Annotated in this window: 14 protein-coding genes and 1 riboswitch; of the genes, 11 read left to right on the forward strand and 3 right to left on the reverse strand. The window is 69.2% G+C overall.

All coding sequences use genetic code 11. The features are described from left to right. Positions 1 to 100: 100 nt before the first annotated feature. Both test1122_RS21480 and test1122_RS21485 read left to right on the forward strand, forming a co-directional pair. Positions 101 to 628, forward strand: a complete 528-nt coding sequence (locus test1122_RS21480; protein ID WP_232270792.1) for a DUF485 domain-containing protein — start codon at positions 101 to 103, stop codon at positions 626 to 628. Positions 629 to 633: 5 nt separating this feature from the next. Beyond that, on the forward strand, positions 634 to 2,229 hold the full coding sequence (locus test1122_RS21485) for a solute symporter family protein (protein ID WP_232272025.1): 1,596 nt from the start codon (positions 634 to 636) through the stop codon (positions 2,227 to 2,229). A gap of 52 nt (positions 2,230 to 2,281) precedes the next feature. Here test1122_RS21485 and test1122_RS21490 read toward each other — a convergent pair whose 3' ends face one another. Continuing rightward, positions 2,282 to 3,190 (reverse strand): sucrase ferredoxin, encoded by a 909-nt coding sequence (locus tag test1122_RS21490; protein WP_232270793.1) that lies wholly within the window; start codon positions 3,188 to 3,190, stop codon positions 2,282 to 2,284. 62 nt (positions 3,191 to 3,252) lie between these two features. On the opposite strand from test1122_RS21490, the gene test1122_RS21495 reads away from it, so the two are divergent. Then, positions 3,253 to 4,305, forward strand: coding sequence for a CobW family GTP-binding protein (locus tag test1122_RS21495; protein WP_232270794.1), 1,053 nt, complete (start codon positions 3,253 to 3,255; stop codon positions 4,303 to 4,305). Positions 4,306 to 4,662: 357 nt separating this feature from the next. Here the strand turns inward: test1122_RS21495 and test1122_RS21500 are convergent, their stop codons facing one another. Beyond that, positions 4,663 to 7,104 carry a DNA gyrase/topoisomerase IV subunit A gene (locus tag test1122_RS21500; protein ID WP_232270795.1) on the reverse strand — a complete coding sequence of 814 codons (2,442 nt, stop codon included), beginning with the start codon at positions 7,102 to 7,104 and terminating at the stop codon, positions 4,663 to 4,665. A gap of 268 nt (positions 7,105 to 7,372) precedes the next feature. Here test1122_RS21500 and test1122_RS21505 point away from each other — a divergent pair, with 268 nt between their 5' ends. From test1122_RS21505 to test1122_RS21520, 4 genes are all read left to right on the forward strand, one after another. Then, on the forward strand, positions 7,373 to 8,728 hold the full coding sequence (locus test1122_RS21505) for a M16 family metallopeptidase (RefSeq protein WP_232270796.1): 1,356 nt from the start codon (positions 7,373 to 7,375) through the stop codon (positions 8,726 to 8,728). Between the two features lie 26 nt (positions 8,729 to 8,754). Beyond that, positions 8,755 to 10,140 (forward strand): M16 family metallopeptidase, encoded by a 1,386-nt coding sequence (locus test1122_RS21510; protein ID WP_232272026.1) that lies wholly within the window; start codon positions 8,755 to 8,757, stop codon positions 10,138 to 10,140. Between the two features lie 232 nt (positions 10,141 to 10,372). Further along, a riboswitch (cyclic di-AMP (ydaO/yuaA leader) is annotated at positions 10,373 to 10,510 on the forward strand. 12 nt (positions 10,511 to 10,522) lie between these two features. Next, positions 10,523 to 11,332: a M23 family metallopeptidase gene (locus test1122_RS21515; protein WP_232270797.1), complete on the forward strand. Its 810-nt coding sequence runs from the start codon at positions 10,523 to 10,525 to the stop codon at positions 11,330 to 11,332. 200 nt (positions 11,333 to 11,532) lie between these two features. Further along, positions 11,533 to 12,210 carry a GntR family transcriptional regulator gene (locus test1122_RS21520; protein WP_232270798.1) on the forward strand — a complete coding sequence of 226 codons (678 nt, stop codon included), beginning with the start codon at positions 11,533 to 11,535 and terminating at the stop codon, positions 12,208 to 12,210. Positions 12,211 to 12,331: 121 nt separating this feature from the next. On the opposite strand, the gene test1122_RS21525 is transcribed toward test1122_RS21520, so the two are convergent. Next, the gene (locus tag test1122_RS21525) at positions 12,332 to 12,613 is read right to left on the reverse strand and encodes an HPr family phosphocarrier protein (RefSeq protein WP_232270799.1); all 282 of its coding nucleotides are present in this window, start codon (positions 12,611 to 12,613) and stop codon (positions 12,332 to 12,334) included. 143 nt (positions 12,614 to 12,756) lie between these two features. Between test1122_RS21525 and test1122_RS21530 the strand changes: the two genes are divergently transcribed. The 4 genes from test1122_RS21530 to test1122_RS21545 all read left to right on the forward strand — a co-directional run bounded on the left by test1122_RS21530 (position 12,757) and on the right by test1122_RS21545 (position 18,891). Next, positions 12,757 to 15,453, forward strand: a complete 2,697-nt coding sequence (locus test1122_RS21530; RefSeq protein ID WP_232270800.1) for a bifunctional acetate--CoA ligase family protein/GNAT family N-acetyltransferase — start codon at positions 12,757 to 12,759, stop codon at positions 15,451 to 15,453. A 29-nt stretch (positions 15,454 to 15,482) separates the two neighbouring features. Next, entirely contained in the window at positions 15,483 to 16,076 is a 594-nt protein-coding gene (locus tag test1122_RS21535) for a DUF5998 family protein (protein ID WP_232270801.1), read from the forward strand. Continuing rightward, a complete protein-coding gene (locus tag test1122_RS21540; protein ID WP_232270802.1) occupies positions 16,076 to 17,284 on the forward strand; it encodes an alkaline phosphatase family protein in 1,209 nt (402 codons plus the stop codon). Before test1122_RS21535 ends, test1122_RS21540 begins: the two co-directional genes overlap by 1 nt. Before the next feature lie 119 nt (positions 17,285 to 17,403). After that, on the forward strand, positions 17,404 to 18,891 hold the full coding sequence (locus test1122_RS21545) for a recombinase family protein (RefSeq protein WP_232270803.1): 1,488 nt from the start codon (positions 17,404 to 17,406) through the stop codon (positions 18,889 to 18,891). Positions 18,892 to 19,079: the final 188 nt, after the last annotated feature.

The raw sequence follows: 19,079 nt of genomic DNA on the forward strand, positions 1-19,079 counted from the left end.
ATCCACTCGTCACCTGAAGGGGTGAAGGTCCCGGATAGCGGAGTCCGGGATCTTCACCCCTGTCCATGCTTGGACTCTCCGGCAAGCAAGGAGAGTTCGGGTGACACAGCACGACGAGCGCGACGACCCCAGCGGGATCCGGCTCCAGGACCCCTGGTACGACGCGCTGGCCTCCGGCTGGGGTGAGGGGGACAGCGCCCAGCAGGAGCCGCGCAGTAACGCTCCTGCGCCGGATGTGCCCCCAGACCCGGCAGCCCGGGCGGACCCGGCAGTTCCGGCGGACCCGGCAGCCCCCGGCGGTCCGGCCGCGGTCTACCTCGCGGTGCACCGGAGCGAGGCCTTCCAGGAGGTGCGCCGTCGCCACCGGCGCTTTGTCTTCCCCGCTACCGTCGGCTTCCTCGGCTGGTATCTCGCCTACATCATCACCGTCACCGCCGCGCCCGGGGTGATGGGGCGGCCGGTGGGGGACGGCCCGTTCAATGTGGGCATGCTGGCCGGGCTCGGGCAGTTCGCCACGACTGCCCTGCTGACCTGGGCGTACGCCTGGAACGCCCGGCTGCGCCGGGACAGGGCGGCACTTGAGCTGCGCTGGGAGACCCAGCAGCGATCCCGGGAGGCAGCCCGGTGAGCCCGGTGAGCTGGAGCCATCAGACCCTGGCGCTGGTCCTCTTCAGCGTCTTTGTGGCCGTCACCCTGGCGATCACCACGTGGGCCAGCCGCAGACGGCAGGGATCGCCGGAGGAGTTCTATGCGGGCGGACGGCTGTTCTCGCCCATGGAGAACGGTTTCGCCATCTCCGGCGACTATTTGTCCGCCGCATCCTTCCTCGGTATCTCCGGCCTGATCGCCCTCTACGGTTTCGACGGCACGGTCTACGCCGTTGGTTTCCTGGTCGCCTGGCTGGTCGTACTGCTTCTTGTCGCTGAGCTCCTGCGCAACTGCGGTCGGTTCACGCTCGCCGATGTCCTGGTGGCGCGGCTGCGGGAGCGACCGGTCCGGATCGCCGCGGGCAGCGCGTCGGTCACCGTCTCGGTGCTCTATCTGGTGGCGCAGATGGTTGGTGCGGGCACCCTGGTCGCGCTGCTGCTGGGCGGCACCGGCTCCGCCACGCGCACCTGGACGGTGATCGGAGTCGGGGCGCTCATGGTGATCTACGTTTCGTGCGGCGGGATGCGGGCGACCACCTGGATCCAGATCGTCAAGGCAGTGCTTCTGCTGGGTGGTGCCATCACACTGGCCGTCCTGGTTCTGCTGCGCTTCGGCGGAGATCTGGGCTCGCTCCTGTCCGGCGCCGCCGAACGCAGCGGGCACGGCAACGGCTTCCTCACCCCGGGCCTGCTCTTCGGCGCAGGCTGGACCTCCCGGCTGGACTTCATCAGCCTCGGGATCGCGCTTGTCCTGGGCACCGCCGGACTTCCGCATATCCTGGCCCGCTTCTACACGGTGCCCACGGCACGGGCCGCCCGCCGCTCGGTGATCTGGGCGATCGGGCTGATCGGGGGCTTCTATCTGATGACGATCGTGCTCGGTTTCGGCGCCGCGGCGCTGCTGGGGCCGGACACGGTGCGGGAGTCCAACCCGGCCGGTAACACAGCGGTGCCGCTGCTCGCCCAGTTCCTGGGCGGCGGCGCCGGGACGGCGGGGGGAACGCTGCTCTTCGCGGTGGTGGCCGCGATCGCCTTCGCCACGATTCTCGCCGTGGTCGCCGGGATCACTCTGGCCTCTTCGGCGGCCATCGCCCACGATCTGTACGCCTCACTGAGCCGCCGCGGTGGCCGTGGGCCGCGCAGCGAAGTGGCCGTCGCCAGGATCGCCGCCGTTGGGATCGGCGCTGCCGCCATCGGGCTCGGGCTGCTCGCCCAGAACCTCAACGTCGCCTTCCTGGTGGGCCTGGCCTTCGCCGTCGCCGCCTCGGCGAATCTCCCCGTGCTGCTCTACACCCTCTTCTGGCGCCGCTTCACCACGCGCGGCGCGCTCTGGTCCATCTACGGCGGCCTCGTTCCGGCCATCGCCCTGGTCGCACTCTCGCCGGTGGTCTCCGGCAGCCCTGAGTCCCTCTTCCCGCACCTGGACTTCGCCCTCTTCCCGCTGCAGAACCCCGGGGTGGTTTCCATCCCGATCGGATTCCTCATGGGCTGGCTGGGCGCGGTCACCGATACGGACACCCCGGATGAGGCCAAGCATGCTGAGACGGAGGTACGGGGGCTGACGGGGGCGGGGGCGGCGTAGGCATGGCGACCCGGGTCAGCTGCGAGATCCCTCCCGAGCCCGGCCGCGTTGGCTAAGCGAGCGTGGTGATGGCCGCGATCTCCATCCTGGGCTGTACGGCGAGCGCGGCACCGCAGCTCGCGGCGGCTGGGGGAGCGTCGGTGGAGGCGGTCACGCTGACCAGCCAGGAGCGGCCATCGCGGTGGGTCACGGTCACGACCCAGCCGCCGTCATGCTCCTCGGTGTCGGCGACCGTCAGCGCGTCCGCACCGTTCTCGCCGGTAAGCTCCCGTACCGCGAGCTCAGCGGCCTGGCCGGGGCGCTCCCAGGCGGAGCGGCCGCGGCAGCGCTCAACGACCACCCGGCCGTCACGGACGGCGGCCAGCAGCGCCTTGACAGCGGGTGCCTCGACGCGTCCGTAGGCATAGCCCTGCGGCAGCACCAGCAGCGTGGGGGCGAACCGGTGGCCGCCAATATGGGTGATCTCCCAGACGTCGGCCCCGCCGGAGGCGGCCAGCTCTGCGGCGAGCGGGCGGCCGAGCAGGGCGCAGCAGCGGTCCCGTTTGCCGTTGGTGCACACCAGGGCGAGCGGATGGCCGTCGTAGGGGTCCCACAGCCCGTTGTGGTCGCCCGCGCCGAGCGCGGTGAAGTCCAGTTCCCGCAACCGCTCCGGGTCGCCGACGTCCGCCGCGGTACGGATCCAGGAGCGGCCCGGAACCGTATGGGCGGCGAAGACCCGACGGCGGACGGGGCCATGGCAGTCCGCGTGCCGCCCGGGGCGGCGGATCAGTGCGATACGTACTCCGGTGCCCTCGGCAGCCTCCTCCAGGGCGCGGCCGAGCGCCGGATCCAGATGGCTCTGGACCAGGGCGTTGCTCCCCCACGGCCCGGGCTGTTCGATCAGCAGCCAGGTACGGGCGGGCGCGGCGGTCGCCGCCAGCGGCTCAGCCAGTTCCCGTGATGCGGTCGCACACGTACTCACATAGGTGAGCCTAACCTCCGTTACGATCGACAGCCGTCCGGCACGAATGGAGGCGCGCACCCTTGCTGAGGAAACCGATCCCGGTCATCGTCGTCGCTGGCTTTCTGGGGTCCGGGAAGACCACTCTGCTCAACCACCTGCTGAGAAACCGGCAGGGCGTCCGGGTCGGTGCGGTGGTCAACGACTTCGGCAGCATCGAGATCGACGCCATGACCGTTGCCGGACAGGTCGACTCGATGGTCTCGCTCGGCAATGGCTGTCTGTGCTGCGCCGTCGACACCGAAGACCTGGATGAGGTGCTGGACAAGCTCGCCCGTCCCACGGCCCGGATCGACCTGATCATCATCGAGGCGAGCGGTCTCGCCGAGCCGGAGACCCTGATCAGGATGGTCCTGGCCAGCACGGACCAGCGCATCGTCTACGGCGGGCTGGTCGAGGTCATCGATGCCGCGGAGTTCGACGGTGTCCGGGCCCGGCATCCCGGGATCGACCGGCATATCGGTGTTGCCGATCTCGTCGTGCTGAACAAGGCCGACCGGGTGACGGAAGACCGACGGCAGGCGCTGCTGGACACGCTGGGGCAGCTCAGCGGCGGCACACCCGTCGTCTCCGCCTCATACGGGCGCATCGACCCGGAGCTGTTCTTCGACCGGGAGGTGGGCCGGGAGGGGGAGCAGGCCGTGCGACAGCTCTCCTTCGAGGATCTGTACACGGACGACGACCACGGTCAGCATGTCCACACCGCCTATGAGAGCGTCGAGTTCACTGCGGACGCCCCGCTCAGCCCGCGCCGGTTTATGAACTTCCTCGACACCAGGCCTCCCGGCCTCTACCGGATGAAGGGCTTTGTCCACTTCGGGGCTGATGGCCAGCCGCAGAAGTGGACGATGCACGCCGTCGGCGGTTTTCTGCGCTTCTACCCCTCGCCCTGGTCGCGGGATGAGCAGCGGCAGACGCAGCTGGTCCTGATCGGCGCCGGGGTCGATGCCGACGCCCTGCGCAAGGAACTGGACGCCTGCGTCGGAACCGGACCCGAGGAGTCCGGCCCCACCAGCATGTGGAACGTCCTGCGCTACGTAGACGCCCCCGAAGAGCCGACTCCCCCCACCCCGTAACGGATCGTTGTGGGCACTCGGTCCGCCCGAGGGGCGGAACGGGTGGGCACAACACCGGCCACCGGCCCGCACCCGGCAAACCCCGGGGCCCCGGGGCGAAGCCCCGGTTACGGGAAGGGGCGGGATACGGGGAACCACCCACGGCCCCCGCAACCGGGCGAAGCCCCGACCGCGGCGGAGCCGCAAATCGGCACAGCCGGGAAGGGGCGGGATACGGGGAAGCCCACCCTCACGGCACCCCGCAACCAGGCGAAGCCCCGCCGCGCGGCGGAGCCGCGTACCGCACAGCCGCGGGCGGAGCCCCGTGACGGGGCGGGCCGGGCCCGCGAGCCCGGCCCCGGCGTACCGGGGCCCGGCCTACACCGGCCCGGCGACCACCGCGATCGCCTTGCCCAGCGGGAGCCCGGAGCCATCACGCCGCGGATCCATCTCCGGCAGCTCGACGGGCGCCCCCGTCCTCGTGGCGGCCCGAGCCGGAGCCGCACCCGCCCAGGCGAAGGTCAGACAGTCCTCGCCCTTCAGGAAGCGCTGGCAGCGCACCCCACCCGTCGCCCGCCCCTTGCGCGGATACTGGTCGAAGGGCGTGAGCTTGGCCGTACGGACCGAGTCATCCAGCGTGCCGTGGGAGCCCGCCACCGTGAAGACCACCGCGTCGGCGGCCGGGTCCACGGCGGTGAACGAGATCACCTTGGCCTCCGGCCCCAGCTTGACGCCTGCCATACCACCCGCCGGGCGGCCCTGCGGCCGGACCTGACCGGCCGGGAAGCGCAGCAGCTGGGCCTCATTGGTGATGAAGACCAGATCCTCCTCACCGGTGCTCAGCTCGACCGCGCCGACGATCCGGTCGCCCTCCTTGAGGGAGATGACCTCCAACTCCTCCTTGTTGGCGGGATAGTCGGGCACCACTCTCTTGACCACGCCCTGCTCGGTGCCGAGCGCCAGGCCCGGCGAGGACTCGTCCAGCGTGGTCAGACAGATCAGCGATTCATCATCTTCGAGCGAGAGGAACTCGGAGATCTCCGCCCCGCCCGCCAGATTCGACGAGGACGCCGGGAGCTGGGGGAGGTCGACGACCGAGATCCGCAGCAGCCGCCCGGTCGAGGTCACGGCCCCGATCTCGCCGCGTGTTGTCGCCGGGACGGCCGAGACGATCACATCGTGCTTGGCGCGCTTGCCGGACTTGGTGAAAGCGGGCTCACCATCGGCCGTACGGGCCAGCAGCCCGGTGGAGGAGAGCAGCACCCGGCAGGGGTCGTCGGCGACCTCCAGCGGTACGGCCGCGACCGTGGCGCCCGCCGACTCCAGCAGCTCGGTGCGCCGCTCGGTGCCGTACTTCCTGGCCACCGCCGTGAGTTCGGAGGAGACCAGCTTGCGCAGCTCCGCGTCCGATTCCAGGATCCGGGTCAGCTCCTCGATCTCCGCCGTGAGCCTGTCGCGCTCGGCCTCCAGCTCCAGCCGGTCAAACTTGGTGAGGCGGCGCAGCGGAGTGTCCAGGATGTACTGCGTCTGCGTCTCGGAGAGACCGAAGTGAGCGATCAGCCCCTCCTTCGCCTCCGCCGCGTTCTCACTCGACCGGATGATTCTGATGACCTCATCGATGTCGAGCAGTGCGACGAGCAGGCCCTCGACCAGATGCAGCCGGTCGCTGCGCTTGGCGCGCCGGAACTCGCTGCGCCGCCGCACCACCTCGAAGCGGTGGTCGACATAGACCTCCAGCAGCTCCTTGAGCCCGAGGGTGAGCGGCTGCCCGTCGACCAGCGCCACATTGTTGATGCCGAAGGACTCCTCCATCGGCGTCAGCTTGTAGAGCTGCTCCAGCACGGCCTCCGGGTTGAAGCCGTTCTTGATCTCGATGACCAGCCGCAGCCCGTGCTTGCGGTCGGTGAGGTCCTTGACGTCCGCGATGCCCTGGAGCTTCTTGGCGTTGACCAGGTCCTTGATCTTGGAGATGACCTTCTCGGGGCCGACCATGAAGGGCAGTTCGGTGACGACCAGGCCCTTGCGCCGGGCCGTGACGCTCTCCACCGACACCGTGGCACGGATCTTGAAGCTGCCACGCCCCTTGGCGTACGCGTCCTTGATCCCGTCCAGTCCGACGATCCGGCCGCCGGTCGGCAGGTCCGGTCCTGGCACAAAGCGCATCAGGGTGTCGAGGTCCGCGCCCGGGTGCTTGATCAAATGCTTGGCGGCGGCGATCACTTCGCCCAGATTGTGCGGCGGCATATTGGTCGCCATGCCGACCGCGATCCCGGAGGCGCCGTTGACCAGCAGGTTTGGATAGGCCGAGGGCAGCGCCACCGGCTCCTGCTCACTGCCGTCGTAGTTCGGTGCGAAGTCGACGGTGTCCTCGTCGATCGACTCGACCATCAGCCCGGCGGCGGGTGCCGTCCGGCACTCGGTGTACCGCATCGCCGCGGGCGGGTCGTCATTGCCCAGCGAGCCGAAGTTGCCATGCCCGTCGACCAGCGGCAGCCGCATGGAGAAGGACTGTGCCATCCGCACCAGGGCGTCATAGATGGCGCTGTCACCGTGCGGGTGCAGCTTTCCCATCACCTCACCGACAACCCGCGCACACTTCACATACGAGCGCTCGGGTCGCAGCCCCATCTCATGCATTTGGTACAGAATCCGGCGGTGCACCGGCTTCATCCCGTCACGGGCGTCGGGGAGCGCACGGGAGTAGATGACCGAGTATGCGTACTCCAGGAAGGATCCCTGCATCTCGTCGACGACGTCGATGTCGAGGATGCGCTCCTCGAAGTCATCCGGCGGCGGGGTCTTCGTACTGCGGCGGGCCATCGGGGCTGCGGCTCCTTTAGGTACGTGTGCCTACGGCGTTACTGCGATTACCGGGCTTACTGCGTTGATTACTGCGACTACTGCGGTTACTGCGTTCTGCGGACGTGGGGCTGCTGCGTCTGATGCCGACCATTGTGGACCCAGCCGCTGACAGCCGGGCGTCCGACCCGGGGTCAGGGGGAACCGTACGGGAACTTCGCGCCAGGTCTCCGCGCTTGCATACAGTGGCAGGACTGCTCTGCTCAACGACGGAAGGGACTCCTCGCCCATGGGTCACACGGCCACGCCCCCGCCCCCCACAGGAGGGCTGACAGCGACCGAGCATTGGCTGGCCAACGGCCTGCGCGTAGTGCTTTCCGAGGATCATCAGACACCGGTAGCCGCGGTCTGCCTCTGGTACGACGTCGGCTCCCGCCATGAAGTCAAGGACCGTACCGGTCTCGCTCACCTTTTTGAGCACCTTATGTTCCAGGGTTCGGCGCAGGTCAAGGGCAATGGACACTTTGAGCTGGTGCAGGGCGCGGGTGGCTCGCTGAACGGCACCACCAGCTTTGAGCGCACCAACTACTTCGAGACTATGCCCGCCCACCAGCTTGAGCTCGCGCTGTGGCTGGAGGCGGACCGGATGGGCTCGCTGCTGGCCGCTCTGGACGACGAGTCCATGGAGAACCAGCGCGATGTGGTCAAGAACGAGCGGCGGCAGCGGTACGACAATGTGCCCTATGGCACCGCGTTCGAGAAGCTGACCGCCATGGCCTACCCGGCGGGCCACCCCTACCACCACACCCCGATCGGCTCGATGGCCGACCTGGACGCCGCCTCGCTGGAGGACGCGCGGGAATTCTTCCGTACCTACTACGCGCCGAACAACGCCGTGCTGTCGGTCGTTGGCGATATCGACCCGGAGCGGACGCTCGCCTGGATCGAGAAGTACTTCGGCTCCATTCCCGGCCACGACGGCAAGCAGCCGCCGCGCGACGGCACGCTCCCCGACATCATGGGGGAGCAGCTGCGTGAGGTCGTCGAGGAGGATGTACCGGCCCGGGCGCTGATGGCGGCGTACCGGCTGCCGCATGACGGCACCCGGGAGGCCGATGCCGCTGATCTCGCGTTGACCGCGCTGGGCGGGGGTGAGTCCTCCCGGCTCTACAACCGGCTGGTCCGCCGGGACCAGCTCGCCGTCACCGCGGGCTTCGGTCTGCTGCGGCTGGCGGGCGCGCCCTCGCTGGGGTGGCTGGATGTGAAGACCTCCGGCGACGCGGAGATCGCGGACATCGAGGCCGCCGTCGACGAGGAGCTGGCCCGCTTCGCCACTGAGGGCCCCAGCCCCGAGGAGATGGAGCGTGCCCAGGCCCAGCTGGAGCGTGAGTGGCTGGACCGGCTGGCGACGGTCAGCGGCCGCGCCGATGAACTGTGCCGGTTCGCCGTGCTGTTCGGTGATCCGCAGCTCGCGTTGAGCGCGGTGCAGCGGGTGCTGGAGGTCACCCCGGAGGAGGTACGGGCCGTGGCCGCCGCCCGGCTCCGCCCCGACAACCGTGCGGTGCTGGTCTACGAACCGACCGAGCCCGACGTCGTTTACGCCGCCGACCACACAGCCGACAACCTCGAAGGGGCCGAGCAGTGAGTAACCCCACCCCCACCACCCCCACGATGGAGCTCCATCCGCAGCCGGTCGGCGGACAGCCCAAGCCCTGGAAATTCCCCGCGCCCGACCGCGGCACCCTGCCCAACGGTCTGACGGTGCTGCGCTGTCACCGTCCAGGCCAGCAGGTCGTCGCGGTCGAGGTCAACCTGATCGCCCCCCTGGACGCCGAGCCCGAGGGTCTCGACGGCGTCGCCACCATCATGGCGCGGGCGCTGTCCGAGGGCACCGACAAGCACAGCGCCGAGGAGTTCGCCGCGGAGCTGGAGCGCTGCGGCGCCACCCTGGACGCACACGCCGACCACCCCGGGGTCCGGGTGTCCCTGGAGGTCCCGGCCTCCCGGCTGGCCAAGGCGCTCGGGCTGCTCGCCGACGCGCTGCGCGCCCCGGCCTTCCCGGACAGCGAGGTCGACCGGCTGGTGCGCAACCGGCTGGATGAGATCCCGCATGAGCTGGCCAACCCGGCCCGCCGCGCCTCCATGGCGCTGTCCAAGGAGCTGTTCCCGGCCGAATCCCGGATGTCCCGCCCCCGGCAGGGCACCGAGAAGACCGTCGAGCGCATTGACGCCGGTGCCGTACGGGCCTTCTACGAGGCGCATGTACGGCCCGCCACGGCCACCGTGGTCATCGTGGGTGACTTCACCGGCGTCGACCTGGACACGGCGCTCGCCGACACCCTCGGTGCCTGGACCGGCGCCGCCGCCGAGCCGCGCCCCATGCCGCCGATCACCGCCGATGACACCGGCCGGGTGGTCATCGTGGACCGGCCGGGAGCGGTGCAGACCCAGCTGCTCATCGGCCGGATCGGCGCTGACCGGCATGACCGGGTGTGGCCCGCCCAGGTGCTCGGCACGTACTGTCTGGGCGGCACCCTCACCTCCCGCCTCGACCGGGTGCTGCGCGAGGAGAAGGGGTACACCTACGGGGTGCGCGCCTTCGGGCAGGTGCTGCGCTCCGCGCCCTCTTCTGCCCCGGGCGGGGCTGTCGGCGCGGCGATGCTCGCCATCAGCGGCTCGGTGGCCACCGATGTCACCGGCCCCGCGCTGGCCGACCTCTGGCAGGTGCTGCGCACCCTCGCCGCTGAGGGCCTGACCGATGAGGAGCGCGATGTCGCCGTGCAGAACCTGGTGGGGGTCGCCCCGCTGAGGTACGAGACGGCAGCGGCCGTCGCCGGGACGCTCGCGGACCAGGTGGAACAGTTCCTTCCGGATGACTTCCAGGCGCAGCTGTACGCCCGGCTCGCGGAGACCGGCACGGTCGAGGCCACCGCGGCGGCCGTCAACGCCTTCCCGGTGGACCGGCTGGTCACCGTTCTGGTCGGCGACGCCGAGCAGATCGCCGGGCCGGTGGGTGAGCTGGGGATCGGTCAAGTGACCGTCGTCACAGGCCAGTAATCGCCGACCGGGCGGCCAGTGCCGCCCGGCGCGGACCCAAAAGCCCTCGGATGTCAGGACTGATATCCGAGGGCTTCTCTTATGTCCGGCCTTATGTCCGATTTGGCAGGTGATATGAGGGGTGACGGTGTGGGATGTCTGACAAAGAGGCTAGATCCTCTTGGTACTTCGCAGATGTCCGGTTTAGCTTCGGTGTCGCTGTTCGTTAGAAGTGACCGCATCCGCGGCCGACGTCCAGTGAACGCCGAGTCCCCGTGAGGGAGCCGGGGACCCACCAGTAGTCCTTGGGGTGAATCGAGCCGTGTGCTCGTAGGAGACCTTCCTGCTCCGAACCCGTCAGCTAACCCGGTAGGCGTGAAGGAAGGAAAGGAGCACGCCTGCCATGGCGTTCACCCATGCCACCGGGGCGGATCACCGACCGGGACGCGCCGTCCGCACCGGCGCCAAGATCTTCAGCGTTGCCGCCCTGACCGCCGGTCTGATCGGTTCTCTCGCAGCTCCCGCCTCCGCCGCGGGCGGCACCAAGGCCAAGCAGGTGAGCGGATTCAGCCAGGCCCTGATGATCGGCGACTCGATCGCCGAACAGATCAGCGCCCAGGCCAAGGCTCAGCAGAGCGCCGCCGACGCCAAGGCTGCGGCGGCCAAGAAGGCCAAGAAGGCCAAGAAGGAAGCCGCCGAGGCCAAGAAGAAGGCGGCGGCCAAGAAGAAGGCCGCTGAGCAGGCCAAGAAGGAGCGGGCGGCGCAGCAGGCCAAGGCCTCCCGGGCCGCCAAGCGTGCCAACCCCAACGCCTTCGTTTCACCCGTCAAGGGCTCCAAGGTCACCACCCCGTACCGGGCGGGCGGTGCCCTGTGGTCCTCCGGCAAGCACAGCGGCATCGACTTCGCCGCCGCTGCGGGCACCCCCGTCCGCTCCGTCGGCGGCGGCACCGTGGCCGTAGCGGGCTGGGGCGGCGCGTACGGTAACAACATCGTCATCCGTCACAGCGACGGCACCCACACCCAGTACGGCCACCTGTCCTCCATGGGTGTCAGGGTCGGACAGCAGGTGAAGTCCGGCCAGCAGATAGGCCGCGTCGGCTCGACCGGCAACTCCACCGGCCCCCACCTGCACTTCGAGGCCCGGATGACCCCGAACTACGGCTCGGACGTCAACCCGGTCTCCTACCTGCGGTCCAAGGGCGTCAGCGTCTGACGGCCACCGTGCGCCGCTGTGACGCATCGCACAGAGCGACGAAGACCCCTGCTTTCAGCCGGGGTCTTCGTCGTTTCACGCCCATCCCGCCGCTCTTTTTCCGCCTGATTCGGGCCGGGCGTCGGAAATAACTGGCGGTTGGAATACAGTTCGGGTCTGCGACATCTCGAAAACGTGGGGATTACGCCGGAGGTCCGACCATGCGCATTTCCGCGCACACGGTATGCACAGCGGTTCGCGATGACATCGTCTCTGGCGCCTTTCCGCCCGGCGCCCGGCTCACCGAGGAGCTGCTGGCCCAGCGCTACGGCGTCTCCCGGGTGCCGGTGCGCGAGGCCCTGCGCACCCTGGAGTCCGAGGGCTTTGTGACCACCAGGCGGCATGCCGGCGCCTGTGTCGCCGAGCCGACCGAGCAGGAGGCCGCCGACCTGCTGGACATCCGCGCCCTGCTGGAGCCGCTGGGCACCGCACGGGCCGCCCAGCGTCGCACCGAGGCGCATCTGAAGGTGCTGCGGGGGCTGGTACGGCTGGGGCAGCAGCGGGCCGAGCGGGGGCAGTTGTCGGACCTGCGGTCGCTGGGGGACTGGTTCCACGAGACGCTGGCCCAGGCCTCCGGCAGTGCCAGCCTGGCCGCGCTGCTCACCCAGCTGCGCCGGAAGATCGCGTGGATGTACGCGGTCGAGCCGCCGGTACAGGCCACCACGGTCTGGCGGGAGTATGGCGCGATTGTTGACGCGGTCGCCCGCGGGGATGCCGAGCGGGCCCGCTCGCTTGCGGCCGCGCATGTGGAGCGTTCCATCGCGGCCCGTCGGCAGCAGCGGCCGGTCGTGGTGAGGAGTTTGAAACCTACTGTAAACACCGCGCGCGGCCGCGTTTAACAAAGTCTGTATACAAATGGAGCTGGAATTCCCGGGGGTAATTACTGCTGCCCGGAAATTCCCGTAGAACATGTAAAAGCGGTGGAGCGGGGTGCTCCACCGCCTTTTTGGGCCCGGCTTCTCAGACGGTCTCGGGAAGCTCCTCAAGGCCCTCCTCGACCAGCTTGGCCAGTCGGTCCAGCGCCACCTCGGCGTCGTCTGCGTCGGAGGTGAGCACGATCTCCTCGCCACCCTCGGCGCCCAGGCCCAGAACGGCGAGCATCGACGCGGCGTTGACCGGGGTGCCGTCAGCCTTGGCGATGGTGACGGGGACGCCCGCGGCGGTCGCGGCGCGGACGAAGATCGAGGCGGGACGGGCGTGCAGGCCCTCGGCCCAGCCGACGTTGACGCGGCGCTCAGCCATGGTGTTGCCCTTCAAGTCGGAACGGTTGTCTAGACCAGTTTCGCATGGCAGGGAGAGTGCTCCCGTCCCGGCACGGTGCCCCCTCAGACTGCCCCTTCGCACGGATGTCCGCGAGCCGGTGCAACTGGCCTTACGCTGGCCCCATGCAGACGCCCACGGAGCGCGCCTACCCCACTCACTGGGAAGCCGATGTGGTGCTGCGCGACGGTGGTACGGCCCTGATCCGGCCGATCACCCCCGAGGACGCGGGTCGCCTGGTCAGCTTCTATGAGCAGGTCTCGGACGAGTCCAAGTACTACCGCTTCTTCGCCCCCTACCCCCGGCTCTCCGACCGCGACGTCCGGCACTTCACCCAGCACGACTACGTCGACCGGGTCGGGCTCGCCGCGACCGTCGGCGGTGAGTTCATCGGAACCGTCCGCTACGACCGCGTCGACGAGACCGGGCGTCCCGCCTCCGCCCCCGCCGACGGGGCCGAGGTGGCCTTCCTGGTCCAGGACGCTCACCAGGGCCGCGGCGTCGCCTCCGCTCTCCTGGAACACATCGCCGCCTGCGCCCGCGAGCGCGGGGTGCGACGCTTCACCGCCGAAGTGCTGCCCGCCAACAACAAGATGATCAAGGTGTTCACGGACGCCGGTTACTCCCAGAAGCGCAGCTTCGAGGACGGCTCCGTCCACCTCACCTTCGACCTTGAGCCGACCGCCGAGTCCCTTGCCGTGATGCGCGCCCGGGAGCAGCGCGCCGAGGCCCGCTCGGTGCAGCGGCTGCTGGCCCCCGGCTCCATCGCCGTCATCGGCGCCGGCCGACGCTCCGGTGGGGCCGGTCGCACCGTGCTCGACTCGCTGCGGGCCACCGGCTTTACGGGCCGTATATACGCCGTCAACAACCGGTTGCCCCACGGGCAGAGCGAGCTCGGGGGCGTCCCCGGCATTCCCGCGCACCGCCAGGTGAGCGCCATCCCCGAGCCCGTCGATCTCGCGGTCGTCGCCGTCCCCGTCGGCCAGGTGGACGCCATCGTCACCGAGTGCGGTGAGCACGGCGTCCAGGGCCTGGTCGTACTCTCCGCCGACTTCGACCGTGCCGAGCAGCGCGAGCTGGTCCGCAAGGCCCGTTCCTACGGGATGCGGATCATCGGCCCGAACGCCTTCGGCCTGATCAACACCTCTCCCGCCGTCCGGCTCAACGCGACCCTCGCCCCGGAAACCCCCGCCCGTGGCCGTATCGGCCTCTTCACCCAGTCCGGCGCGATCGGCATCGCCCTGCTCGCCGGGCTGCACCAGCGCGGCGCCGGGCTCTCCTCCTTCGTCTCCGCGGGCAACCGCGCCGATGTCTCCGGCAACGACGTCCTGCAGTACTGGGACGACGACTCCGATACCGATGTCGCCCTGATGTATCTGGAGTCCCTCGGCAACCCCCGCAAGTTCACCCGGCTGGTCGGGCGTACGGCCGTCCGTAAGCCGATCGTCGTCGTCAAGGGTGCCCGGCACAGTGCCAGCGCACCGCCGCCCGGCCACGCGGTTCCGGTCAGCCGCACCCCGGACGCCACGGTCGCGGCGCTGCTGCGGCAGGCGGGTGTGCTGCTGGTCGACACCGTCACCGAGCTGGTCGACGCCGGAGTGCTGCTCGCCTTCCAGCCGCTGCCGACCGGGCCCAGGGTGGCCACCCTGGGCAACGCGGAATCGCTCTGCCTGCTCACCTACGACGCCTGCCTCGCCCATGGGCTGCGTCCCCGGCCTCCCATCGACCTGACCGCTGCGGCCTCCCCGGACGACTTCCGGCGAGCGCTCGCCGACGCGCTCGCCGACCCCGATACGGACGCCGTGGTGGTGGCCGCCATCCCCTGGGTTGACGACCGCGAGACGGCGGAGCTCGCTGACGCCCTGCAGGCCGCCGCCGAGGGCTCGGGCAAACCGGTAGCCGTCGCCCACCTGGCGATAGAAGGGCTGGACACCGCTCTCAGCAGTCGGCGCATCCCCTCCTACCCCTCCCCGGAACGGGCCGTGCGGGCGCTGTCCGAAGCGGTCCGCTACGCACAGTGGCGCCGTGACGCACAGTCCCCGGGGCGAGTGCCCGACTACGACGACATCGACGCGTCCGCCGCCGCGGCGCTGCTCGCCGACGGGGCCACCGGACAGCCTCCCGGCGAGGCGGCCAGCACACAGCTCACCCCCGCGCAGACGGCAGCGCTGCTCGCGCACTACGGCATCGCCGTGCAGCCCACGCATGCCGCGCCGGACGCCGAGGCGGCGGTCACGGCCGCCCGGCGGATCGGCTATCCGGTCGCGCTCAAGACCACCGCGCCGCATCTGCGGCACCGCGCCGACCTCGGTGGGGTCCGGCTCGATATCGCCGGCGAGGACGGACTCCGACGCACCTACGCCGAGTTCACCGAAACCCTCGGTCGGCCCGCCGAGCTGCGGCCCGTCGTCCAGGCCATGGTCCCACGTGGGGTGGACACGGTCGTCCGGGCCGCCGTCGACCCGTCCATCGGCACCGTGCTCTCCTGCGGGCTCGCCGGTCCCCCCTCCGAACTGCTCGGCGACATCGCCTACCGGCTGGTGCCGGTGACCGACCGGGACGCCGCCGGGATGATCCGCTCCCTGCGGACCGCGCCCATGCTCTTCGGCTGGCGCGGCGCTCAGCCGGTGGACACCGCCGCCCTGGAGGAACTGCTGTTGCGTGTCTCCCTGCTGGTCGATGACCATCCGGAGATCGTTTCGCTCACCCTGGAGCCGGTGATCGTCGCTCCGCACGGCCTGACCGTGCTGGGCGCCGCCGTACGGCTGGCACCGCCCCCGGCCACCACCGACCTGGGTCCCCGCCGACTGCCCGCGTACTGAGCCATCTCGATCCCCGTAGGATGGGCTGCATGGCGAAGACCGGAACGACGACGCAGGGGCTGCGTGCGGCGATCGAGCGCAGCGGCTACTACCCGGCTCTCGTGGCGGAGGCGGTGGAGGCCGCGGTCGGCGGCGAGCCGGTCGCCTCGTATCTCGTCCACCAGGAGACGACGTTTGACTCCAACGAGGTACGCCGCCATGTCACGGTGCTCGTCCTCACCGGCACCCGCTTTATCGTCAGCCACACCGATGAGCAGGCCGCCGACACCACCTCCCCGGCGCCCTACGCGACGACGTCCACCGAATCGGTGAAGCTGGAACGGATCTCCTCCGTCGTGCTCAGCCGCGTCGTCGCCAACCCCGAGTCGTACACCCCCGGCTCCCTGCCCCGCGAGGCCGTACTGACCATCGGCTGGGGCGCGGTCAGCCGTATCGATCTGGAGCCCGCCAGCTGCGGCGACCCCAACTGCGAGGCGGACCACGGGTATACGGGTTCAACCACCGCCGACGACCTCTCGCTGCGGGTCAGCGAGGCCGGGGACGGCCCCGACACCGTGCGCCAGGCGCTCGGCTTCGCACAGGCACTCGCTGAGGCCACGGCGGCGACGGTGACCTCGCACTGATGGTCCAGCCCACCACCACCGACCCGGCATGGCCGGAACCCGCCCCGCTCGATCCCCGCACCGCCCCCGTGCCGAAGTACGGCGACGCGTCGCTGGCCGATCTGCTGCCCGCCATCGTTGCGGGCCAGGGCGTGCCCGGATTCACGTCCAGGCTTCCGCTGGACCCGGCCGACCGGGTCTGTGTCTTTCTTGTCGACGGCATGGGCTGGGAGATCCTGCGGGCACACCCGGACGAGGCACCGTTCCTCACCTCACTGCTGCCCAGCTCCGCGAACCGCACCGGGGCGCCGATCACTTCCGGTTTCCCCTCCACCACCGCGACCTCGCTGGCCTCGGTGGGCACCGGTCTGGTGCCCGGCGCACACGGGCTGCCCGGCTACTCGGCGCTGGACCCGGACACCGGCGCCCTGATGAACCAGCTCCGCTGGCAGCCATGGACCGACCCCTACGTCTGGCAGCCCTACCCGACCGTCTTCCAACTCGCCCACGCGGCGGGCGTGGAGACCTGCCAGGTATCGGCCCCGCACTTTGAGCACACCCCGCTGACGAAGATCGCCCTGTCGGGCGGCACCTTCCTCGGGCAGCTCTCCGGCGAGGACCGGATGGACCTCGCCGCACAGCGCCTCGCCGCCGCGGACCGGTCCCTGGTCTATACGTACTACGCCGACCTGGACGGCAACGGCCACCGCCATGGCGTCGACTCCGACGCCTGGCGCGGACAGCTGATGTACGTCGACCGGCTCGCCCAGCGGCTCGCCGAACAGCTGCCGCCGCGCTCCGCGCTCTACGTCACGGCCGACCACGGCATGGTGGACGTCCCGGCCGGTCCTGATGCCCGTTTCGACTTCGATGAGGACTGGGAGCTGCGCGCGGGCGTCGCAGTGCTCGGCGGCGAGGGCCGGGCCCGCCATGTCTACGCGGTGCCCGGCGCGGCGTCCGATGTGTACGCCGTATGGCGGGAGGTCCTCGCCGAGCAGGCCTGGGTGGCGACCCGGGACGAGGCGATCGAGCTGGGCTGGTTCGGGCCACCCGGAGCGGGAGTTGACGAGCGCGTGTACGGCCGGATCGGGGATGTAGTGGTGGCGATGAGCGGGGACTCCGCCATAATCGCGACCGAGACGGAGCCGAAGGAGTCCGAACTGATCGGTATGCATGGCTCGGTCACCTCGGCCGAGCAGTTCGTCCCGCTCCTCGAAGTCCGCACCTGACCGCCCCACCATCACTAGCCACCGAGAAAGGTCCGCAACTCCCCATGCCTGAGCTGGTGTTCTTCTCCGGAACCATAGACTGTCGCGACAGATAAACACTTGCGCTGAGAGGGGCGGGCATGGAACCAGCACAGCTTGTAGACCTGTATATCCGCAGGTCAAAGACGGGAAGCCTTGAGCTGAGTACCGCCGCGCAAGAGGCACGGGGGCGAGACTGGGCAGCGCGAAACAACCTTACGGTCCGCACGGTGTGGACCGACATGAAGAGCGGTAGTCGCGCTGACGTAAAGCGTCCCGACTACGACAACGCCCTAGCGGCACTCCGCAACGGGGAAGTTCGAACCCTTTGGGCATACAAGCTTGACCGGTTCTCCCGAATGGGTGCTATCGCTGTGTTGACCATCCTGGATGAACTCAGCGGCTCACGAGTCATCTTCGATTCAGACGGACTGGACTCCGCCGACCCGACACATCGACGCATGATCATGTGGCGTGCGGAAGACGCCAAGGAAGAAGCAGACCGCATCGGAGGGCGACTCAAAGACACATTCGGCGCAGCAAAAGACGCTGGCCTATGGGTACCGGCAAAGGTGCCGTACGGATTCATCAGGACTGTCGGGCGAAAACTTGCCGTAGACAACGATACAGCGCCAATCGTCCGCCGCATCTTCGCGAACACCATTGAGGGAGTAAGCACCCCGAAGCTTGCTCGCGCGCTGAACGAGGAAGGTATTCCCGCCCCTTCGGGTGGTCGCTGGTCCACAAGCACGCTGTACGGCATTCTGCGCCACCCTGCGTATATTGGGTACGCAAGCCGACTTGAGGGACATAAGCGCGTCGCCTACCGGGACAGTAAAGGGAACCGTGTTCCCATCGGTCCCGCCATTGTCAGCGAGGCGACACAGGCACAGGCAGAGCAAGCCCTGAACTCCCGCACGGTCTATAAGAACGGAGCGAAGCGAGGAAACCGCGCTACGCCTACGCACTTGCTCACGGGCCTACTTCGGTGCGCTGGCTGCGACAGGACCCTTGTAGCGTCAGGAAAATCGTACCGCTGTACCTCAGCGAGTCTCGGCGGTAGGGAATGCCCCGCTCCGGCAATGGCACTGAGGGAAGCGGTAAACGACGCCGTAGCGCGTGCATGGGCTAATCGCTTGGCAGCAAGCGAACCAGACCGCCCCCTGATTAAGGCTGTGGCAAAGCGTTGGCTGTCTTCCCACAAGCCGGAAGTCATGGCGGAGCGGGACAGCGCCGTACGTGCCGTGAAAGACGCTCAGGCAGGCTTGCAAGACCTTCTAGACGCGCGTTGGAAGCGTAAGGAGTTCGAAGGTCCCGCAGCCGCCTACTTCCCTAGCCTTCTCGCTGATGCTGAATCGGCGGTGGAATCGGCTCAGCATCGCCTAGCCGAACTCCCCGAACCCATGGCCGATATCAGCTATCTACTAGACAGTGAACTTGTGTGGGAAGCATGGGAGGCAGCAAGCCTCAGCGACCAACGCGACTTGCTCAGACTGGCCATTGACCGTGTGGTCATGTGCAAGGCCCCGGGAAAGGGAAAGCCGTTCGCCCCGCTTGAGCGTCTGACATTCGTATGGGCCAGCGAGTAACGCAGTAACCACCAATGGCACCCGCCCGCCGACGCTTGGCGCTCTTCTGTCTGCGCTAACGGGAGATGCAGCGGCGCTCAGCCGGTAAGCCAGCGAGCGACACGAGCCCCGTTCGGGAAACTCCGGGCGGGGCTCTTCGCTGTCTCCGGGCAATCGGCACTCTAGACCCTGGGTGAGACCGCCTAGGG

It is taken from the genome of Streptomyces gobiensis, assembly GCF_021216675.1.
GTDB lineage: Bacteria > Actinomycetota > Actinomycetes > Streptomycetales > Streptomycetaceae > Streptomyces > Streptomyces gobiensis.